The sequence below is a fragment of the Solimonas flava DSM 18980 genome (assembly GCF_000426685.1).
Taxonomy (GTDB): Bacteria; Pseudomonadota; Gammaproteobacteria; order Nevskiales; family Nevskiaceae; genus Solimonas; species Solimonas flava.
The window spans coordinates 409,497-423,540 of sequence record NZ_AUFV01000002.1; the positions used below are offsets into that span (position 1 = coordinate 409,497).

9 protein-coding genes are annotated in these 14,044 nt (G+C 70.8%); 4 read left to right on the forward strand and 5 right to left on the reverse strand.

Features of this window, described 5'->3' with window-relative positions:
• Positions 1-78: 78 nt before the first annotated feature.
• The 4 genes from K343_RS23235 to greB all read left to right on the forward strand — a co-directional run bounded on the left by K343_RS23235 (position 79) and on the right by greB (position 5,246).
• Positions 79-885, forward strand: a complete 807-nt coding sequence (locus tag K343_RS23235) for an outer membrane lipoprotein-sorting protein (RefSeq protein ID WP_084615685.1) — start codon at positions 79-81, stop codon at positions 883-885.
• Between the two features lie 15 nt (positions 886-900).
• On the forward strand, positions 901-3,633 hold the full coding sequence (locus K343_RS0104620; RefSeq protein ID WP_245585119.1) for an MMPL family transporter: 2,733 nt from the start codon (positions 901-903) through the stop codon (positions 3,631-3,633).
• Positions 3,634-3,759: 126 nt separating this feature from the next.
• The gene (locus K343_RS0104625) at positions 3,760-4,620 is read left to right on the forward strand and encodes an SDR family oxidoreductase (RefSeq protein ID WP_028007053.1); all 861 of its coding nucleotides are present in this window, start codon (positions 3,760-3,762) and stop codon (positions 4,618-4,620) included.
• A gap of 119 nt (positions 4,621-4,739) precedes the next feature.
• Positions 4,740-5,246 carry a transcription elongation factor GreB gene (gene greB / locus K343_RS0104630; RefSeq protein ID WP_028007054.1) on the forward strand — a complete coding sequence of 169 codons (507 nt, stop codon included), beginning with the start codon at positions 4,740-4,742 and terminating at the stop codon, positions 5,244-5,246.
• A gap of 35 nt (positions 5,247-5,281) precedes the next feature.
• Here the strand turns inward: greB and K343_RS0104635 are convergent, their stop codons facing one another.
• From K343_RS0104635 to K343_RS0104655, 5 genes are read right to left on the reverse strand one after another with little or no spacing between them, the layout of a single operon-like run.
• Positions 5,282-6,043: a glutathione S-transferase family protein gene (locus tag K343_RS0104635; protein WP_084615686.1), complete on the reverse strand. Its 762-nt coding sequence runs from the start codon at positions 6,041-6,043 to the stop codon at positions 5,282-5,284.
• Positions 6,044-6,102: 59 nt separating this feature from the next.
• Positions 6,103-6,549, reverse strand: coding sequence for a tetratricopeptide repeat protein (locus tag K343_RS0104640; RefSeq protein WP_028007056.1), 447 nt, complete (start codon positions 6,547-6,549; stop codon positions 6,103-6,105).
• On the reverse strand, positions 6,546-10,622 hold the full coding sequence (locus K343_RS0104645) for a cellulose biosynthesis protein BcsC (protein WP_084615687.1): 4,077 nt from the start codon (positions 10,620-10,622) through the stop codon (positions 6,546-6,548). Before K343_RS0104645 ends, K343_RS0104640 begins: the two co-directional genes overlap by 4 nt.
• On the reverse strand, positions 10,613-11,734 hold the full coding sequence (bcsZ, locus tag K343_RS0104650; protein ID WP_051277949.1) for a cellulose synthase complex periplasmic endoglucanase BcsZ: 1,122 nt from the start codon (positions 11,732-11,734) through the stop codon (positions 10,613-10,615). The genes K343_RS0104645 and bcsZ overlap by 10 nt, the downstream gene beginning before the upstream one ends.
• Positions 11,735-11,763: 29 nt before the next feature.
• Positions 11,764-14,016, reverse strand: coding sequence for a cellulose biosynthesis cyclic di-GMP-binding regulatory protein BcsB (locus K343_RS0104655; protein WP_028007059.1), 2,253 nt, complete (start codon positions 14,014-14,016; stop codon positions 11,764-11,766).
• Between the last annotated feature and the right edge of the window lie 28 nt (positions 14,017-14,044).

Below are 14,044 nucleotides of genomic sequence, written 5' to 3' on the forward strand. Positions count from 1 at the left end.
GCTCTGCGAGCGTGCCGGCACGAAGCGCGCGCCCGGACATGACACAATCGCCGGCGCCAGAACCGCGAGGGGGAGAACATGCTGAGACGCTGGATCGTCGGAGGATGCGGGGCCGTGCTGTGCGGCGTCGCCGCCGCGCTGCCGCTGGCCGCCGCCGCCCAGGCCGGCGCCGCGGCCACGGCCGACACGGTGCTCGCCTGCATGCGCGGCAATATCCCGCAGACGCTGACGATCAAGGACATCCTGCTCTCCGCCTCGGACCGCAACGGCAGCAGCCGCACGCTGCAGGGGCGGCTCTACGCCAGCCGCGAGCAGGACAAGCTGCGCGCGATGATCCGCATCGCCTCGCCGTCCGATCTCGCCGGCGCCGCTTACCTGCTGCGCGAGCGTGACGGCGGCGATGAGATGTATACCTATCTGCCGGCGCTGGCCAAGGTACGCCGCATCAGCGGCGCCGCGGTCGACGGGTCTCTGTGGGGCACCGATCTGTCGTACGGCGACGTCAAGCAGATCGCCAACGCCTTCACCGGCTCGCAGGCCCGCCTGGAGAAGGAAGAAACGCTCGCCGGCCGTGCGACGCACGTGCTCAGCGTGGTGCCGAGCGCCGCCGACAGCGCGCGCTTCAGCCTGCTGCGCGCCTGGGTCGATGCCAAGACCTGCATGGCCATCCGCGTCGACTTCCTCGACGGCGAGACGGTGCGCAAGCGGCTCACGGTCGAGCCGCAGGATCTGGCGCAGAGCGGGGGCTACTGGTACGCCTCGCAGGCGCTGATGAAGGACCTCAAGGAAGGCTCGCAGACGCGGCTGAAGGTGCTCGGCATCAGCGCCGACAAGGATCTGGCCGACCGCTATTTCAATCCCGGCACGTTCTACGTCGGCAACTGAGCGCCGGAGCCGCGCGTGCAGAGACTGATCGTCTGGATGGCGCGGCGGCCCTGGCAGGTCGTGCTGCTGACGCTGCTGCTCAGCGTCGCCGCGGTACTGGTGATCGTCGATCCGGCTTCGCGCACGCTGCGCCTGCAGGTCGATCCGTCGATCGAGCGGCTGCTGCCGGCCCGCGATGCCGACCGTGCGCTGTACGACCATGTGCGCGCGAGCTTCGGCAATGCCGACCCGGTGATCATCGCGGTGCAGATCGAGCCGCTGTTCAGTCCCGAGGGCATGGCCACCGTCGAGCGTCTGAGCCGGCGCTATGCGGCGCTGCCCGGCGTCAGCGCGGTGCTGTCGCTGGCCAGCGCGCCGAACCTGCATGCCAGCGGCGACGAGCTGGAAATCAGCCCGTTCACGCAGCAGGCGCGCGAGCATCCCGAGCGCATCGCCGGCTTCGCGCAGGGCATCGCCGGCAATCCCTTGTACCGCGGCACGCTGGTCTCGGCCGACGGCCGCAGGGCGGCGTTCGCGCTGGTCGCCGACGGCGTCAGCGAGCAGCAGTTCCTGAAGGACGACTATCCGGCGCTGATCCGCGCCGCGACGCGTGAGGTCGTCGGCGACGCGCCGGTCTGGATCACCGGCACCCAGGTCGGCCGCGCGGCGACCGCGCGCGCGCTGATCGATGCGCTGAAGTTCACGGTGCCGGCGGTATTCGCGATCATCGTCGGCCTGCTGCTGCTGGCCTTCCGCAACGGCCGCGCGACCCTGGCCGCGGCGCTGACCGTCGGTCTGACGCTGCTGTGGACGCTGGCCAGCGCGGTGCTGCTGCGCATGCCGTTCAATCTGGTCACCGCGATCGTGCCGGCGCTGGTCGTGACGCTGGGTCTTTCGTACACGATCTATCTGCTGTCGGCCTACTTCGGCGCGTTCGGCCGTCCCTGGCTGCGCCACGACCGCGCGGCGCGCACGCGCTGGGTCATCAACCGCTCGGGCATCGGCCTGGTGCTGTCGGCGGCGACGACCTCGGCGAGCTTTCTGGCGCTGCTGATCAGCGCGCTGCCGGCGATCCGCCATTTCGCGGTGCTGGCGGCGCTCGGCTCGCTGTACGGCGCGCTGCTGGCGCTGAGCTTCCTGCCGTCGCTGCTGGCGCTGAGCGGTTGCTCGCGGCGCGAGCGGCCGCCGCCGGGCGAAGTGCTGTTCACCGCCGCCGCGACCCGGCTGGCGGCCTTCGCGCAGCGTCGGCGCGCCGCCATCATCGCGCTGGCGTTGCTGCTGATCCCGGTCGGCGGTCTGTTCGCCACGCGCATTCATGCCGGCGCCGAGTTCAGCAAGAGCTTCTCCGAGCGCAGCACGGTGCGCCGCGATTTCGAAGCCATCAACCGCGAGTTCGACGGCGCCAGCCTGATCTCGATCCACATCGACACGCACGTCAACGATGCGCTGACCGATCCGGCGCTGATCGCCCAGCTCGACGCGCTGCAGCAGTGGTTGCGCGCGCAGCCGGAGGTCGGCTCCGCAGTGTCCTACGTCGATCACCTCAAGCTGCTGAACCGGGCCTTCCACGACGACGATCCGGCCGCCTTCGCGATCCCGGACAGCGCCGCGGCGGTCAAGCAGCTGCTGGTGTTCGGCGGCGGCGACGCGATCCGCCATGTCGTCGATCCGCGCTTTCGTTCGGCGCTGATCCAGCTGCGCATCCGCGTCGACGGCTCGCGCCCGGTCGAGGATCTGGTCGCGCGCATCAACCAGCGTCTGCAGGCGATGCCGCCGCCGCTCAATGGCGTCGTCACCGGCAGCCCGGTGCTGGCGACGCGCATGGTGCAGGAGATCGCCGCGGGCCAGTTCCTGTCGATCGCCGTCGCCACCACCGCGATCTGGCTGCTGCTGACGCTGATGTTCACCTCGGCGCGCGCCGGCTTCATCGCGCTGCTGCCGACGGTCGTGCCGGTGGCGATCTACTTCGGCACGCTCGGCGTGCTCGACATCGCCCTGTCGCCGACCACCTGCCTGATCGCCTGCATCGTCATCGGCATCGCCGTCGACGACACCATCCAGTTCCTGGCGCGCTTCAATGCCGACGCCCGCGCCGGCGCCGCCGAGGCGCCGGCGGTGTCGAGCGCGCTGGTCGCCGTGCTGCGGCCGGTGACGCTGAGCACGGTGGCGCTGTGCTCGGGCTTCATGGTCTTCGCCGGCAGTTCGCTGGCGACGCAGGTGCAGTTCGGCCTGCTGTCGGCGTTCACGCTGTTCCTGGCGTGGATCATGAACATCACGCTGACGCCGGCGCTCGGCAGCAAGCTGCGCATCGTGACGCTGTGGGACATCCTGCGCCTCGATCTCGGCGCCTCGCCGCAGTACACGATCCCGCTGCTGTCCGGCCTGTCGCTGCGTCAGGCGCGCGTGTTCGCGTTGCTGTCGAGCCTCGAAAAGCATCCGCCGAACACGCTGCTGATCCGCGAGGGCGATCTGGCGCGCGACATCTACGTCGTGCTCGACGGCCAGCTCGAGGCCTGGGTCGAACGCCACGGCGAGCGCAAGCGCCTGGCGACGCTGACGCGCGGCGCGGTGATCGGCGAGGCCGGCTATTTCGGCCAGCGCCGCACCGCCAACGTCGACACGCTCGGCGCGGTGCGCGTACTGCGCTTCGACTCGCAGGACCTCGAACGCCTGCGCCTGCGCTATCCGCGCATCGCCGCGCTGATCCTGCGCAATCTCAACCGCATCCAGGCCGAGCGTCTGGCGCGCGCGACGGCGATGCTGCAATAGGCGGCGTACGGCGGACCGGCAATCGCCATTTCCGCGGCGCTCCCCGCTAGGCTGGGCTCCCATGAAAGCAGCAGGCCGCGGCACGGCCGGCATGCAAAGATTTCGAAAAACTGCGAGGAGCGCATCATGAGCCTGAAAGGCAAGACCCTGTTCATCACCGGCGGTTCGCGCGGCATCGGCCTGGCGATCGCCGTGCGCGCGGCGCGCGACGGCGCCAACGTCGCGATCGCCGCCAAGACCGCCGAGCCCAATGCCAAGCTGCCGGGCACGATCTACTCGGCGGCCGCGGACATCGAGCAGGCTGGCGGCCGCGCGCTGCCGATCGTCTGCGATCTGCGCGACGAGGCGCAGCTGGCGGCGGCGGTCGAGAAGACGGCGAGCACCTTCGGCGGCATCGACATCCTCGTCAACAACGCCAGTGCGATCTCGCTGACCGGCACGCTCGCGACCGACATGAAGAAGTACGACCTCATGAACGGCATCAACGCGCGCGGCACCTACATGGCCGGGCGCTACTGCATCCCGCATCTGAAGGAGGCCGCCCGGGAGCGCGGCGGCGCGCACATCCTGACGCTGTCGCCGCCGCTCGACATGCGCGCCAAGTGGTTCGCGCCGCACGTCGCGTACTCGATCGCCAAGTACGGCATGAGCCTGTGCACGCTCGGCTGGGCCGAGGAGTTCCGCAAGGACGGCATCGCCGCCAACTCGCTGTGGCCGCGCACGGCGGTGGCGACGGCGGCGCTGAAGCTGGCCGGCGGCGATCCGGTGGTGCGCGCGTCGCGCAAGCCGGAGATCATGGCCGACGCCGCCTACGTGATCCTCAACAAGCCTTCGCGCGAGTTCACCGGCCAGTTCTGCATCGATGACGTGGTGCTGCACGGCGAGGGCATGCGCGATTTTTCGATGTACGCGGCCGTGCCGGGCACGCCGGAGTCGGCGCTGGCGCCGGATTTCTTCCTGCCGGACGATCTGCCGAAGTTCCGCTGACGGACCCGTGCGGGCGGGCCGGCGCGCCGCGGCGTGCGCAGCGTGCCGACCCGCCTTGACGTGCGGCGGCGCTGCACTACGCTTGCCGACCGTCTCTTGCGTTCGTACCCGTCCATCCCATGTCCCGCTGGCGTCCGCCGTCCGAGAAGTCCTCGCCGTACATCACCGCCGAGGGCCACGCGCGTCTGAAGGCCGAGTTCGAACAGCTCTGGCGCGTGCGCCGGCCCGAGGTCGTGCGCGCGCTGTCGGCCGCCGCCGCCGAGGGCGACCGCAGCGAGAACGCCGAGTACCAGTACCGCAAGAAGGAACTGCGCGAGATCGACGCGCGCCTCAAGTATCTGACGCTGCGTCTCGAAGACGTGAAGATCGTCGAGCTCAAGCCCTCGCGCGACGGCAAGGTCTTCTTCGGGGCCTCGGTCGAGCTCGCCGACGAGGACGGCGAGAGCCGCCGCTACCGCATCGTCGGCGCCGACGAGACCGATTCGGCGCGTGGCTGGATCAGCGTCGATTCGCCGGTCGCGCGCGCCGTGCTCGGCCGCGCCGAGGGTGAGATCGTGAAGGTGCGGCTGCCGTCCGGCGAGACCGAGTTCGAGATCGTCGAGGTGAGTTACGCGTTTGCGGACTGAGTGCGCATCGTCCAAGGCTTCCGAACCGCGCCGGCTCACTCGCCGAGCGCCGCGCTGATGCCGCGATGCTCACGGTAGATGCGCCGTACGTATTCGCAGCCTGCATGGCCCTGCCAACGCGCCAGCCAGTGCGCCCAGCCCGGCGGTAACGGCCTTGGAATGTGAACCGGAAATTCCGGCGGCAAGCAGGTCGGCATCAAGATGGTGGCGGCGGTGAGGTCCGCAACGCTGAATTGGTCGCCAACCAAATAGCCGGTCCGCTGCGACTTCTCGGCAACGAAATCCAGTGCCTCCCGCGTCAGGTTGCGCCCGGCATCGGCACCAGCGGCGTCTATCTTCATGTCGAGCATCATGATCGCGCGGATCGCAGGGAATGCCCATGCGTACAGTTTCTGCTGCCATTCCGACAGCCCCGTGGCTATGCGCCTTGCGCTGTATTCGGTATGCGGCAGCCACTCGTAGAAACCCGCGCGCCGTACTGCGGGTCCGATCGCTTCATCGAACCACTTCTGAAGTTCCAGTGCCTGTTCGCGCAGCACGGGGTCGGTCGGGTACAGCGGCGGGTCGGGCCAGGTTCGTTCCACATAGTCGAGCACCGCGGCGGAGTTCTTCAGTACCTTGCCCTCATGACGCAATATGGGCATGGCCTTCTGACCAAAGCGTGCAATCAGCTGCACGGCGTGCGGCCCCGGCAACAGCGAGCGCCGGACATGAGGTACGCGCTTGTGGTCCAAGGCCCAGCGCGCCTTCTCCGGATACATCGAAAAGCGCATTTGCCAAAGCTCCGGATTGCTCATGATCTCTCCGCAAGAGCGTGCGGTGTGCAGGGCGTGCAGGGCACGGCCGCGATCCAGCCTCAGTTTTCCCAGAGCGCCGGCGGGTCCGGCAGCTGCGCCGGCAGGTCGACGACCGGCACCGCTTCGAGGCGCGCGCTGTTGGCGCCGATCTTGGCGGCGATCCACTCGCGCAGCTGCTTGCGGTTGTCGGCGATCACCGGCTGCTCCGGCGCCAGCCGGGCGGCGCGGTCGAGCAGCTGCAGCGCGGCGTAGACATCGCCGTTGCGCGCGCGCGCGGCGGCGAGATTGTTGAGCTGCACCGGGTCGAAGGGGTTGTCGCCGAGCGTGGCTTCGAGCGAGTCGACCGCCTGCGAGACGCGGCCGGATTCGAGCAGCGACTGCAGCTGCGCCGAACTCGGCGCGGGGCCCTGCGCGAGCGCAGCCAGCGGCAGCAGCAGGCCGCCGGCGGCGATCTGCACGAGCAGGCGCGAAGCGCGCAGTCGCGATGCGGAACGGATCGGCGTCATGGCAGCGGTCCCTTGAAGACGTTGGGCGCGTTGGGCTCGGGCGGCAGCGGCTGCACACCGGAGAAATACCAGCGCAGATAGCCGAGCAGGACCAGTTCTTCGTAATCGCGGGCGTTGTCGACGCTCAGCGTGCCGCCGAGCGACAGCCGCTCGGTCATGCGGTACTGCACGGCGCTGCCGACGCGATAGGCCAGGCCGCTGTTGTTCTGCGAGGCGTAGCCGGTCGCCAGGTTCGAGGCCGGTTCGGAGGCGGCCAGATCCTCCACTTCTTTCTGCAGCGCGCCGTTGTTCGGATACAGCGCTGCGCCGTCCTCGCGGAAGCTCTGCAGGCCGAGCGCGAGCTCGGCGCGGTAGCTGAGCGCGCCGTAGGTGCCGGTGAACGAGATCGGCACCGTGACCGCGCCGAAGTACTGCGGGCTGAAGTAGCCGCCGTGGCCGAAGCTGAAGTAGCGCAGGTTCTTGTCGAAGCCGAGCGCGGTCAGATTGAGCCCGACGGTCAGCGTCTGCGAGCCGCGCTGGTAGGCGCGGATGAACAGGCCGCCGCCGATCTCGTATTCGCTGTTCTCGTCGACGTTGCGGCCGGTGTAGACCGAATAGCCGCCGTTGCCGTAGAGGCCGTAGCGGCCGAAGTCGTAGGCCGCATCGAAACGGCCGCCGGTGCGCGTCACGCCACCCCAGTCGTGGCCGGTCAGCGGGTCGTAGGCGCCGGCATACGACAGCAGACTGTCGGTGACGGCGCGCCGCGAGACGTCGAACTTGAGGCTGAGTTCGCCGAACTGCGGTGCCCACTGCAGGCCGCCGACCAGATTCTCGATGCTGAAGCCGACCGGCGTCGTGCCGAGGTCGGCGCTGAAGTCGGCGATCTGCCAGGCGGCGGCGAGCGCGATGCCGCTGTCGGACTGGTCCAGCTCCTGCGAATCGCCGTTGATCAGCGCCAGCGTGCCGAACTTGAGCAGGTTGTCGCCGGACACCGTGCTGGCGTCGAGATAGACCGGCCGCACGCGCAGGCCGATGCGGCCGGCGCGCCACTGGCGGCTGGTCCAGTCGATCGGCGTTTCGAGATCGTAGAGCTGACCGAGCCCGGATTCGCCGTTGCGCGAGCGGCTCATGAAGCCGCCGAGCGCCCAGCCGCTGACCTGCGCTTCGAGGCGGTCGATCGGCTTGACCTGGGTTTCGTCGTACGGCGCGACCCATTCCGAATCCGGTGCCGGCGTGCGCAGCCGGCGTTCGAACTGCAGCGCCAGCGGCGCGCCGTAGCGCGAGCTGCTGGCGCTGGCGAGCTCGCGGCCGCTGCCGCCCTGCAGCTTGGCGTCGAGGCGGTAGCCGGCGTAGCGCGCATCGGCCGGCGGCACGGCTGCGGGCGTCGGGGCCGCGCCGCGTTCGGCGGCCGGCAGCGCGGGCGTCGCCGGCAGCACCGCCTCGCTGCCGGCATCCGGCGCCCGCGGCAGCAGCGGTCCGACCGGTACGTCCTCGCCGCGCAGCATGTCGCGCAGCGGCTCGGGTAGCAGGCGCGCGTCGCCGCTGGCCGGGTCGATCAGGGTCAGGTCCGGCGGCTGCGCGCCGTAGGCATCCTGTTTCTGGGCGAGCAGTTCGGCCTCGCGGTAGTGGCCGAGCGCTTCGGCCTGACGGCCGCGCTGTTCGGCGAGGCGGGCGGCGGCGCGGTGCGCGGCGACCGGGTCGTTGCCGCGCTGGAAGGCGAGGTCGATCCAGCGCGCGGCGCTGTCGCGGTCCTGGGCGGCGAGCGCGGCGTCGATCGCCGCGTACAGCTGCTCGTCGCTCGGCTCGGCCGACTTCATCAGCGCGCGGCCGATCGCCAGCGCCTTGTCGGGCTCGCCGGCCGACGTGAACAGGCGCGCCAGCGCCATCTGCACGCGCGGCTGATCGGGATAGCGGGCGACGACCTCGCGCAGTTGCTTGTAGGCGGTGCCGAAGTCGCCGCGCTCGCGGGCGCGGTCGGCGAGCTTGATGCGGTAGCCGACGATCAGGTCTTCGAGCGTGCGCGACTGCGCCGGCGTCAGGCCGCCGCGCTGGATCAGCGTGGTGCTGACCGCTTCGAACTCGGCGTCCTGGTCGATCTGCAGCAGCAGCGCCGCGTACTGGATGCGGTCGCCGGCCGAGGGCTCGCCGCGCGACGCGAAGCTGCGGCGCAGCACGGCGACCGCGCGCGCCGGATCGCCGAGCGCGGCCCAGCCCTGCGCCAGCGCGCTGGCCAGCGCCGGATCGTTGCCGGCGCCGTCGACCGCGGCGCCGAGCCATTCGGCGGCGTGGCTGGCGTCACCGCGCTGCGCGGCCTGCGTGGCGCGCTGCACCTGGTAGCGGACCCAGGCCTCGTGCTGCAGCTTGCGCGCGTCGGCGTTGCGGTCGGCCGGCGCCAGTTGTTCGAGCGCCTGCAGCGCCTCGTACCAGCGCTGCGATTCGGCATAGGCGTAGGCCTGCGCGAGGCGCGCCTGCGCGGTGTTGCTGGCCGCCTCGACCATGGCGTTGAGCAGCGATTCGGCTTCGGCGTCGCGGCCCATGCGCCGGTAGAGGCGAGCGAGGTCGAGGCGCACCCACGGCGATTCCGGCGCCGCGACCAGCGCTTCGCGCAGCTTCTGCTCGGCTTCGGCGTTGCGGCCGGCCTGCACGAGCGCGGCGGCCTGCTCTCGCGAGATCTCGGCCTGTGCGGTACGGAACTCGATGCGCGAGGCTTCCGGCGCGTTGGCCAGCAGGCGATTGGCTTCGTCGTTGCGGTGGCTGCGGATCAGCACGCCGGCGAGGCCGCTGACCAGCTCGGGCTGGTTCGGATGCGCTTTCAGCGCCTCGCGCAGCTTCTGCTCGGCGAGCGTCGCCTTGTCGTTGGCGACCAGCGCATCGGCGTAGGCGCGCACCACCGAGGCCGGTGCGCCGCCCGGCGGCGGCGCCGCGAGCGCGCTGGCGTAATCGGTCTCGGCCTGGCGCGTATCGCCGTCGGCGGCGGCCTGCTCGGCGCGGCGTACGCGGCCCCAGAAGGTCGCCGTGCGGCGCGCCTCGCGGTAGCGCGGTTCGAGGCCGGGCTTGGCGCGGATCGCGGCGTCGAACAGGCCGCCGGCCTCAGCGAAGCGCTGCTGGCGCAGGCGCACCAGCGCGAGTCCGGCGCGGGCGTCGGCGACGTTACCGGTGTTGCGGCCGATCAGGCGCTCGAACGTCGCCTCGGCGACGGCCAGTTCGCCGTCGTCGAGCGCACGAAAGCCATGCGCGAGTTCGGCGTCGGCGGCCTGGCCGGCCTGGGCGATGACGGCGCCGGCGCGCGCCTGCTTGAGCGCGTCGAGCTTGTCGGCGATTTCGGCGTCGCGGCCGACGCCGTCGAGGTAGGCCTGATACAGCGGCTGGTCGGCCGAGGTCGCCTGCAGCCAGACCAGCGCCTGACGCCAGGCGCGACGGGCGTCGGCGCCGTACTTGGGATCGCCGGCCAGCGTGCGCAGGCGCTGGATGCCCTCGCGGCGCGAGGCGGCGCGGTAGGTCAGCACGCGCGCATAGGTCAGCGCGTAGCGGGTGTCGCCGGCATTGCGCTGCGCCAGCGTTGCCAGGGCGTCGCGCGCCTCGGCGTAGCGGCGCTCGATGCCGGCCATCGTCTCGTAGTACTCGAGCGCGGTGACGTCGTCCGGCGGCGTGCTGCCGCCGAAGGCCTGCTCGTAGGCGGCGACCGCGTCGGCGGCCTTGCCCTGCTGGCCGAGCGCGCGGGCGCGCGCCAGTGTCGCCGGCGCGCCGCCGCTGAGCAGCTCCTGCTGCGCGCGGCGCAGTTCCGGCGAATCCGGCGCGACCTGGCGCAGCGTGTCGAGATAGCGGCGCGAGTCGCCGGCGTTGCCGTTCTGTTCTTCGAGCACCGCCAGACGTGCCAGCGCGCGGGCATTGCGCGGATCGGCGGCGAGCACGCGCTTCCAGCTTTCGCGCGCGAGGTCGGGGCGCTGCTTGGCGTCCCAGAACTCGGCCTGCTGCACGAGCTGGGCGACGGCGCCGTCCTGCTGGGCCAGCGCCGCCGGGATCGGCGCGGCGCCGAGCAGCAGGCCGGAGCACAGGCCGAGCGCGACGCGGTGCCGTGCGACTTTCATTGCCATGAAGGAATCACTCTGCCGTGGGCGTCGAAGCGATAGCGGCCGTCGACGTAGCCTTTGCCGAACAGCGTCAGCACCTGATCGTAATAGCGCGCCGGCTTGCCGTAGAGGCCGTCGACGCGGCTGGCCGCGAGCCGGGTGCGGGCCAGTTGGTAGCTGTCCGGATCGCTGACCGTCAGCAGGTACGGCAGCAGGGCCGCATAGAAGCCGGGCGGCGCCTCGCCGCCGACGCCGCTGTTGCCGGTCGTCCATTTCTCCGGTGCGCGCTTGAGTTCGGCGACCAGATCGCGGAAACCGAGCAGGGCGAGGCGCATCTGCTGCGCGTGCGGATTGTTGATCGGCGCCAGACCGGCCCACAGGTAGGCGCGGATCGCGTCATAGCTGCCGACGCCGCCGGTCTTCGGATCGACGACGATGCGGTCGGTACGCCACATCGTCCAGTCCGGCACGCGGCCGAGCGGGGCGATCTGCGGCAGCAGCGCCACGTAGTCGCGCAGCAGGCGCAGCCACGGTCCCTGCGGGTCCTCGTCCTGCAGCGCCGCCAGCTGCAGCGGCACGTAGTAGCTCGGATTGATGCGCACCGCGTTGTCGTCGCCGACGAAGCCTTGCGGTGCCGGCAGCAGCAGGTACGGACCGGCCGGCATGCGCACGACTTCGCGCGCGGCGATCTGCGCGAGCAGGGCGCGGCCTGTGGCGCGGTAGTCCGGCTGCTTCCAGAGACGGCCCGCCTCGATCAGCGTGTAGGCCAGCCAGAGGTCGGCGTCGCTGGCCGGATTGGCGTCGATGACGCCCCAGCTGCCGTCGTCGCGCGCGCCCCAGTGCCAGGCTGGCAGGTTCTGGCGCAGGTTGCCGTAGGCGAGGTTCTTCTCGGTCCAGTCGAGGATCTGCGCGAAGCGCTTGCGGTCGTTGGCGACGAGCGCGAAGAACAGCGCGTAGGCCTGGCCCTCGGACACCGTGCGTGCGCGCTCGGTCCAGTCGATGACGCGGCCCTGCACGTCGATGAAGGCGTCGTCGAAGGCACGCCAGTCGTCCCACACCGGCGGCGGCGCGGCGCGCGCCGCCTGCGCGCTCAACAGCGTCAGCAGGCAGGCCAGCCAGCGCATCGGTCGGATCATCTCGGACGGTCTCGGCTCGGCTGGAGCTTTCAGGTTTTGTGGGCGAGGCGCTGCGCGGCGCGACGCCGCATCAGGCCCATGACGACGGACCCGAGGATGATGACAAGCAGCAGCGCCGTTGGCCAGATCAGATACGGGTGCAGGTAGAACCAGCGGCGCAGCGCGAACCACCAGGGCAGGTGGCCGACGTCGTAGTGCACGCCGAGTTCGTAGCCGCTGAGCTTGCTGCCCTGCATGATGGCCAGTGAGCCGTGGATGAACTGCGAAGTGCCGGCGTCGGTCAGCGCCAGGGCCGCATCGCGCACGTCGCCGTCGCGGCCGGCCGTCAGCAGGACCACGCTGCGGCCGCGCTGCAGCGGCGATTCGAAGCCTTCGATGGCGGCGAAGCGCTGGCCGGCGTCGACCAGTACACGGCTGGCGTGCTCGCGTGCGGCGCCGACATCGTGGCCGCGCAACCAGCGCTCGTTGAACACGCGCAGCGTGCCGATCGGCGCGAGCTCGACCTGCTGGCCGTTGAGGCGCAGCGGCATGCGGGTGGTCCAGTCTTCCGGCAGGCCGAGCCGGTCGAGGCGGCCGACCAGCAGCAGGTCCCGGTCCTTGATCGAGGCGAGACCGTCGGTGGTCGTGATGCTGACGCGGGTCGCCGCATCGCGCGTCCAGCGGCCGAGATGGCCGAGCGCGATCAGCGCCGCCGAGATGTCCTCTTCGACCGGTGCCGCCGGCAGCACGACGGTGGTCTCGCCGAGGTCGGAGAGCCGCGAGTACGGATAGCCGCCGGCGGCGAACTTTTCGAGCGCCGGCATTTCCGCGAAGTGCGCGTAGTGGCGGATCTCGACCGTCGATTCCGGATCGACCGAGCCCTGCAGCGCGGTGACGTCGAAGTCCTGACAGGCGCTGTTGGTGTCGCGGCGGAAGTGGTACTGGGCATCGAGCCGGTTGTGCGCGCGCAGCAGGCCGAACGGCACCGTCAGCTTGAGCGTGCTGCTGCGGTCGACGACTTTCCCGCCGTTCTGGCGGTCGAGCGAGACGCCGCCGATGAACTGCTCGTTGAACAGCACGTTGAGCGAGGAGCTGACCGCGGACACCGGCGCGGCGCGGTACTTGAGCGTGACCAGCACGCTGCTGTCGGACAGCGGGTAGAGATCCGGCGGCAGCGAGAACTCGAAGCCGATCGGCCCCGGCATCAGGCCGGTCACCGTCATCGGTCCGATCGCGCCGTCGGCGAGCCGGAACGGCTGCGACGGATCGATCCATTGCGGCCCGACCCAGGGCTGGCGCGGCGCCGGCAGCTGCAGATCGCCGATCGTGGCTTCGCTGCCGCGCAGCGTCAGCTTGCCGAGCGCCAGCGCCTCGGCGGCGGTCACCAGACCGTCAGCGTCCGCGGCGCTGAACACCAGCAGTTCATGGCCGGGCGAGGTCGGGTTCTCGACCACCGACACGCTCGGTTCGTGGCGCGCGCCGAGGCGTTCGAGGCCCGGCCACGGCCCGCTGCCGATCACGAACAGCACGGCATGGCTGTCCGGCAGCGGGCCGAACGAAACCGGGAAGTCGGCGCCGCGATAGGCCGACTGTGCGCCGAACCAGCCGGCGACCACGCCGGCCGCCTTCAGCGTGGTCGTGTCCGGGCTGCCGGCGAACACGAACGGCAGCTGCACGCGGCGTTCGTCGCCGGCGTCGAACAGCGGCGCCGGCAGATTTTCCAGCTTCGGTGTCTGCGGCAGCGAGGCGAAGTTGAGCGTGATGCGGCTTTCGTTGCTGATGTCGGCCCACAGCGTGGTATGCGCCGGATCCTCGCACTCGTTGGGCTTGGCGTAGTGGGCGACCAGTTCGAAGCGGATCTGGTTGTTCGGCAGCAGCAGGCGCGGGTCGATCGGGATCTGCGCGGTGGCGCCGGATGCGCTTTCGGCGCTCAGCGGGATCGTGCGCAGCAGCTGGTCGTTGACGTAAACGCTGAGGTGGCTGAGGTCGAAGCGCAGCGACGGCGAGTGCGCGTAGCGCAGTTCGAGGTTGGCCCCGGTGACGATCTGGTCGCTGCGCAGGTTCAGCGGCAGCGAGGCCTGACCGAACACCGTGCGCAGCTTCAGCGAATAGAGCATGCCGAGATCGCGCAGGCTCAGCGTCCGCGAACTGGCCGCGCCGGCGACCGGGGTCGTGGCCGCTGCCGGCGCGCTGACGGCGGCGGTGTCTGTGGCGGTGGCCGTGGCCGGTTCGGCGGCAGCCAGCGTCGTCGTCGCGGCGAGCGCGGCGGCGGCGAAGGCGATGAGGGGCTTGAGCGTACGCATCAGGTCATGCTCCGGTCGGAACGCTGCG

Excerpts from the sequence above, each read along its gene's own strand:
- K343_RS0104635 (WP_084615686.1), bottom strand. The coding sequence starts at position 6,043 with ATGAGCAATCCGGAGCTTTGGCAAATGCGCTTTTCGATGTATCCGGAG.
- greB (WP_028007054.1), top strand. The coding sequence starts at position 4,740 with ATGTCCCGCTGGCGTCCGCCGTCCGAGAAGTCCTCGCCGTACATCACC.
- K343_RS0104625 (WP_028007053.1), top strand. The coding sequence starts at position 3,760 with ATGAGCCTGAAAGGCAAGACCCTGTTCATCACCGGCGGTTCGCGCGGC.
- K343_RS0104640 (WP_028007056.1), bottom strand. The coding sequence starts at position 6,549 with ATGACGCCGATCCGTTCCGCATCGCGACTGCGCGCTTCGCGCCTGCTC.
- K343_RS0104655 (WP_028007059.1), bottom strand. The coding sequence starts at position 14,016 with ATGCGTACGCTCAAGCCCCTCATCGCCTTCGCCGCCGCCGCGCTCGCC.
- K343_RS23235 (WP_084615685.1), top strand. The coding sequence starts at position 79 with ATGCTGAGACGCTGGATCGTCGGAGGATGCGGGGCCGTGCTGTGCGGC.
- bcsZ (WP_051277949.1), bottom strand. The coding sequence starts at position 11,734 with ATGATCCGACCGATGCGCTGGCTGGCCTGCCTGCTGACGCTGTTGAGC.
- K343_RS0104645 (WP_084615687.1), bottom strand. The coding sequence starts at position 10,622 with ATGGCAATGAAAGTCGCACGGCACCGCGTCGCGCTCGGCCTGTGCTCC.